The organism is Streptomyces sp. W16 (assembly GCF_033194735.1).
Classification (GTDB): domain Bacteria; phylum Actinomycetota; class Actinomycetes; order Streptomycetales; family Streptomycetaceae; genus Streptomyces.
Genome location: NZ_JAWOAI010000544.1, coordinates 1 through 6213 on the forward strand (window position 1 = coordinate 1; position 6213 = coordinate 6213).

A 6213-nucleotide genomic window follows, 5' to 3' on the forward strand; every position below is an offset into this window, starting at 1 on the left:
GGCGCCGTCTTCCAGAACCGCATGCAGCACAGCCTGGACGGGACGGCGACCGGCCCGGGCGGCGACAGGAGGCGGCTGCTCCGGGCGGCGTACGCCTCGGGCCTCAACGGCGCCTTCGTACTTGCCGGTTGCCTGGCCCTCCTCGGCGCGCTGATCGCCCTGCTGCTCGTCCGCCGCACGGCGCCGGCCGCCGCACCGCGGGAGACGATCCCGCGAGGTGCGGCGGCCGGGAGCCGGTGACCGGGGTCCTGCCGGATGTCAGCCAGCCGGAGCGACGAGTGCCTCCTCGATCCGGGCGAGGATCGCGTCGGCCTGTCGCTCGTCCCACCGTGTCGCGTCGTACCAGCAGTCCACGGTCAGCAGGCCGTCGCACTGGTACGACCGCACCTCCACGGCGTGGCGGAGGGCGCCCGGCACGGCGGCGGGCCCCGTCCAGTCCGCCGTCAGGGGGCGGAGCGGGCCGGTCGCCGGGTCGGTCGCGCTGCCCAGCGCACCGAGATCGGCGAAGAGCACCTCCGCCTGTGGCAGGTCCGCGAGCGGCGGTGTCGTGGCGCCGTCGGTGTGCCGGAGAGCCTCGTAGCCGAGTCCCCGTCGGGGCACACCGCGCAGCAGTTCCCGGATGTACGGCGGGGTGAGGGCGGTGGGACCGGGATCCACGCGTACCGGGTGTTCGGTCGAGAAGGCTCCCAGTGTCCTGCTGAGGTCGAAGCCGGTCTCGGGTGTCGCCCTGGTGCTGCCGGTCACGTCGATCAGCCGCCCGCGCGCGCCCAGTTGGGTGTTCAGCGCGTTCGCCGTCGCGGCGAGGACGACGTCGGCGACCAGCACCCGCGACGCGCGGGCACGACCGACGACGGCCCGGCTCGCCGTCCCGTCGAGCGTCAGACGCGCGCGCCTCGGTTCGACCGGACCGCGCGCCGGGGGCAGCGGATCGGGATCCGCCCGCCCGAGGAGGTCCAGCCAGTAGCGGCGCTCGTCCGGCGTGGGTTTCTCCCCGGCCGATCGCCGAGCCGTCCAGGTCCGCCACGGCGTTGTGGCGGCGGGCAGTTCCACCGGTCGGTCGTGCAGCAGTTGGCGGCATGCGGTGCGCAGGTCGTCCGCGAGGATGCGCACGGAACGGCGATCGAGGAACGCGGGATGCGGCAGGAGCACCAGTCGCCTGTGCCGCTCGCTCAGCCCGACGTTCAGGGCCGCGTGTCCGTCGGTGTCCCCGGCCGCGCCCCACAGGTTCTCGCGGGCGCTCCGGTCGTCGATGTCGGCCAGGCGGTGGACGGGGAGCCACGCGATCGCGGCGGGCCGCTGTTCCCATCCGCCGTCGAGCCGGCACAGCCGTAGGCCCAGCACGTCGTGGTGGGCCACCACATGTCCCAGGGCTTCCTCCACAAGGTCCGCCGTGACGGAGTCGTCGACCGAGAAGGCCGAGGCCTCGGCTTCTTCAAGTCCCGCGTGGGGTGCGGCGACCCGGCGGGCCTGCCCCGGGTTCAGGGGCAGGGCCGCGGTGGGGTCGCTGTAGGCGTCCGCGGGTGCGGTGGCCGGTTCGGCGCGGGGGACGGCGATCTGGGCGAGCCTGGCGATGGTGGGGTTCTCGAACATGTCCCGGGGACGGAAGTCGAGCCCGCGGGCTCGCGCGCGCGAGGCGATCTGCGTGGCCAGTACGGAGTCTCCGCCCAGGTCGAAGAAGCTGTCGTGACGGCCGATCTCCTCGAAGCCGAGCACTTCGGCGAAGACGGCGGTGAGCAGTTCCTCGGCCGACGGGTCGGCCGTCGTGGCGTCGCTCGCCCTCACCGCCGGGCGGGAGTGCTCCTGGACGGGCTGGACGTCAGGGGCCTTCCGGGGCCCGGTGTCCGTCGCGTACGCCGAGTCCCGCCAGTGGCGGGTACGACGGAACGGGTGTCCCGGCAGCGGGACGCGCCGCCGCGGCCGTCCGTCCCGCGCCCGGGACCAGTCGACCGGGGCGCCCGATGCCCATGCCCGGCCGAGCCCGGTCAGCAGCGTCAGGTGGTCGTCGCCGGTGTCGGCCGGGTGCCGGACCGTCTGTACCGCCCGGTGGTGTTCCGGGGACCAGCCGGCGGCCCGGCGTGCGGTGGTGAGGAGCGAGCGGCCCGGGCCGGTCTCGATCAGGAGCCGCCCCGGTTCGGACAGAAGCAGGGCCGTCGAGTCGGCCCAGCGGACCGGCAATCTGATCTGCCGGGCCCAGCGCAGCGGGTCCGTGGCCTCGGCGTCGGTCATCCAGTCGCCGGTGATGTTCGAGACGAGCGGGATCGACGGCGGGGCGAGGCGCACCCCCGCGAAGGACTCCGCGAAACGGTCCGCCGCTTCGGCGAGTGCCGCGGTGTGGAAGGCGTGGGCGGTGTGCAGCAGCCTGGTGGAGACCCCGCGAGCGCGTAGTTCCCGGTCGAGCTCCTCCACCTCGTCCCCGGGTCCGCCGAGCACGGTGCCCCGGGGCTCGTTCACCGCCGAGACCTCGATCCGGGTCCCTTCCAGCAGGCCGGTGGTCTCCGCCTCGGGCAGCCGGACCGCGAGCATCGCCCCGGGCGGGGCGGCGGCCATGACACGTCCCCGGGCGGCGACCAGGCGTACCGCGTCCGGGAGGTCCATGACTCCGGCCAGGCAGGCGGCCGTGTACTCGCCGACGCTGTGTCCGGCCACGGCGTCGGGCCGCAGTCCGTACGATTCCAGGGTGCGGGCCAGCGCGTACTCCACGGTGAGGAGCGCGGCCTGGGCGTGGTCCGTGCGCCGCAGCAGCTGTTCGTCGGAGCCGAACAGCACGTCGCCGAGTCCGGTCAGCCCGTGGGACGCGAACAGTCCGAGGCAGTGGTCCACCTCGTGCCGGAACACCTTGTCGGCCCGGTACAGCCCACGGGTCATGCCGGGGTACTGCGCTCCCTGGCCGGGGAGGAGCAGGACCGTGCTGGGCCCGGTGCCCAGCGCCTTGCTGCCTCCCGCCTCCAATTCCAGTGCCTCCGCGGCCTGTTGGGGTGTGGTCGCGGCCACGGCGTGGCGGTACGGGAACGTGCGCCGCCCCTCCGCCAGGGTGAAGGCCACGTCGGCGAGGTCCGCGGCCGGTTCCCGGCGCAGGTGCTGTGCGAGGTTCTCCCGTGCTTCCCGGAGTGCGTCGGCACTGCCCGCGCTGACCAGCAGCACTTCCGGCCGGACCACCCGGTCACCGGCGTCGGCCGCGACGGGCGGCGCTTCCTGCAGCACCACGTGGGCGTTTGTGCCACCGACGCCCAGCGAGGAGACACCGGCCCGGAGCGGGGCCTCGCCGGTCCACTTCTCCAGGCGGTGCTGGATGGCGAACGGTGTGCCGTCGAGGTGGAGTTCGGGGTTCGGGGAGGTGAAGTGGGCCGTACCGGGCAGGAGTCGGTGCTCCAGAGCGAGGACGGTCTTGATCAGGCCGGTGATGCCCGAAGCCGCTTCCAGATGGCCGATGTTGCCCTTGGCGGAGCCGAGGGCGCAGGGCTCGGTGCGCGTTCCGTCCGCGTCCAGCGCCTTGCGGAGGGCGGCCACCTCGATCGGGTCGCCGAGGGCGGTGCCGGTGCCGTGGGCCTCGACATAGCTGACGGAGTCCGGTTCGACGCCCGCCACGGCGAGGGCCTCGGCGACGACCGCCGCCTGCATCTCGACGCTGGGGGCGCTGTAACTCATCTTCAGGGAGCCGTCGTTGTTGACCGCCGAGCCCCGGACGACCGCGCGCACGTGGTCGCCGTCCGCCAGCGCGTCGGAGAGCCGCTTGAGCAGGACCACGCCTCCCCCGCTGCCGAACACCGTGCCGTTCGCCGCCGCGTCGAAAGGGCGGCACCGCCCGTCGGCGGACATCATCGAGTCGGAGTCGTAGACGTAGCCCGCCCGGTGGGGCACCTTCACGGAGATGCCGCCGGCGAGGGCCATGTCGCTCTCGCCGCACAGCAGGCTCTGGCAGGCCAGGTGCAGTGCGACGAGGGAACTGGAGCACGCGGTCTGCACGGTCAGTGCCGGGCCGCGCAGGTCGAGGGTGTGGGCGGCGCGGGTGGCCAGGAAGTTGAGGTCGTTCGTGGCGAGGGTCTGGATGAGTTCCGTCGACGTGCCCGAGCCGAGGATCTCCCTGGGGTCCCGGTGCGACAGCAGGTGGTAGGCGAGGTAGCCGCTGAAGGACCCCGAGGCGAAGACGCCGATCGGGCCGTCGTACCGGGCCGGATCATGGCCCGCGTCCTCCAGCGCGTGCCAGCAGCACTCCAGGAACAGCCGCTGCTGCGGGTCCATGGCGGCGGCCATGGCCGGCGGGAATCCGAAGAACTCCGCGTCGAACTCGTCGTGTCCGTCGAGGACGGCCGCCCGCCGGACGTACCCGGGGTCGGCGAGCACATGCTCAGGGACTCCGACAGCGCGCAGTCCGGTCTCGTCGAGGTCTTCGAGGGACTCGCGGCCCGCGCACAGGTTCTCCCAGAACGCCTCGATGTTCCGGGCGCCGGGGAAGCGTCCGGCCATGCCGATGACGGCTATGGCCTCCGTCTCCAGCGGACCGTCGTACTCGCTCATCGCTTCCTCCTTCGTGCCTGTTGCCGTCCGGTGCGCGCGGTGCGCTGCCGGGCACGCCGTACGGCCTGGTCGACCGCCGTGTCGCGGAGTTCGGTCGGCCCGGCGGGGTCGGGTCCGTCGAGGGCCGCCATCAGGTCGGCCGCGAGGTCGGCCGTGCTCGCCCCTTCCAGGAGCCTGGTGACGGGGAGGTCGATCCCGAAGTCCTCGTGGATCAACGCCTTGATGCGCACGGCGGCGAGCGAGTCCAGGCCCAGTGCCACCAGGGGCCGGTCCACCGTCGACGCCGCGTCGCGCAGTCCCATGGCCTGTCCGGTGCGCAGGGCGAGCCGAGCGGTCACCGCCTTCCGGCGTGCCGCCGCGTCGAGCCGGGCGAGTCCGCCCACCTCGAACCCGCCGTCGCCCGGGACCGCTTCGCCGGCCGCCAGGGCTGTGAAGAACGGCGTGCCCCGCAGGTGGGGGTGGAGGGCGAGGAACTCCGCCGGCCGGAACCGTACGACGCCCGCCTGCCCGGCGTCCGCGCCCAGCAATTCCTCCAGGGCGGCGAACGCCTCACGCGGACCCAGCTTGTCGAAGCCCGCGAACTCGACGTCGCGGACCCGCCCGACCTCTGTCCACGCACCCCAGTTGACGGCCAGCCCGGGCAGCCCGAGAGCCCTTCGGTGGGCCGTGAGGGAGTCGACGAACGCGTTCGCGGCGGCGTAGTTGGCCTGCCCCGCCGAGCCGATGAGGGAGGCGAGGGAGGAGTACGCGATCCACCAGTCGAGGCCGGGGCCGGTGGTGGCCGTGTGGAGGTGCCAGGCGCCGGTGGCCTTCGCCCGCCACACGCGCCGGAACCTCTCCGCGTCCATGCCGGTGATCACGGCGTCGTCCAGGACCGCCGCGGCGTGCACCACCCCGCGCAGTCGAACACCCGGCGCGGCGACGGCATCGACCAGCCGCCGGGCCACCCCGGGCTCGGCCAAGTCACCCTGGATCACGGTGACTTGGGCCCCGGCGGCACGCAGTGCGGCGATCCGCGCCGCCGATTCGGGAGCGGGTGCGGAACGGGAGTTGAGCACGAGGTGGCGGGCGCCGCGTTCGACCAGCCACTGGGCCGTGCGCAGGCCGACTCCCCGGGTGCCGCCGGTGATGACGTATCCGCCGTCGGGGCGCACCACGGGACGGGAGCCGCCCGGGGCGCTCGGCAGGGGCTGAAGGGAAGCCACGTGGCGTGTCCCACCGCGCCAGGCCGTCTCGTCGGCCGCGTCCGGGGCGCCCAGTTCCGCCAGGAGCTGGTCGGCCGCCGCGTCCGGGCCCGTCGTGGGGTCCAGATCGATCAGCCGGGCCCCGAGTTCCGGACGTTCCATCGCGAGCGTGCGTACGAGTCCGCGCAGTGCGCCCTGGACGGGATCCGGGTGCGTTCCCTGGCGGGTCACCACGATCAGGCGCGGCGGCGGTGCACCGCCGTCCTCGCTCTCCCGGACCAGGGAGGCGGCCGACTCGGCCACAGCCAGGGCCCGTTGTTCGGCAGCCGCCGGGACGTCGGCAGGGGCGGTGTCGTGCCAGGCGAGGAACAGCACTCCTGCCACAGGGCCGTCCGCCGGCTCGTCGAGCCGCTCCCGCAGCCTCGTCCGCATCGGGTCCCCGGCCCCCGCGGTGCCGGTCACCAGCCAGCGGCCCGTCGGCGCCGGCGCGGACGGAACAGCGGAGGGCTGCCAA

General features: G+C 74.1%; 2 protein-coding genes and 1 pseudogene. 1 reads left to right on the plus strand and 2 read right to left on the minus strand.

All coding sequences use genetic code 11. From position 1 onward, the window contains the following. Nucleotides 1-240: pseudogene (locus R6V09_RS43235) on the plus strand (hypothetical protein); the annotation flags it as partial. Nucleotides 241-258: 18 nt separating this feature from the next. Here the strand turns inward: R6V09_RS43235 and R6V09_RS43240 are convergent. Both R6V09_RS43240 and R6V09_RS43245 read right to left on the minus strand, forming a co-directional pair. Then, the gene (locus R6V09_RS43240; RefSeq protein WP_317886961.1) at nt 259-4515 is read right to left on the minus strand and encodes a type I polyketide synthase; all 4257 of its coding nucleotides are present in this window, start codon (nt 4513-4515) and stop codon (nt 259-261) included. After that, the coding region (locus R6V09_RS43245; RefSeq protein WP_317886962.1) for a beta-ketoacyl reductase at nt 4512-6213 on the minus strand (1702 nt) is incomplete at its 5' end. The genes R6V09_RS43245 and R6V09_RS43240, both read right to left, overlap by 4 nt.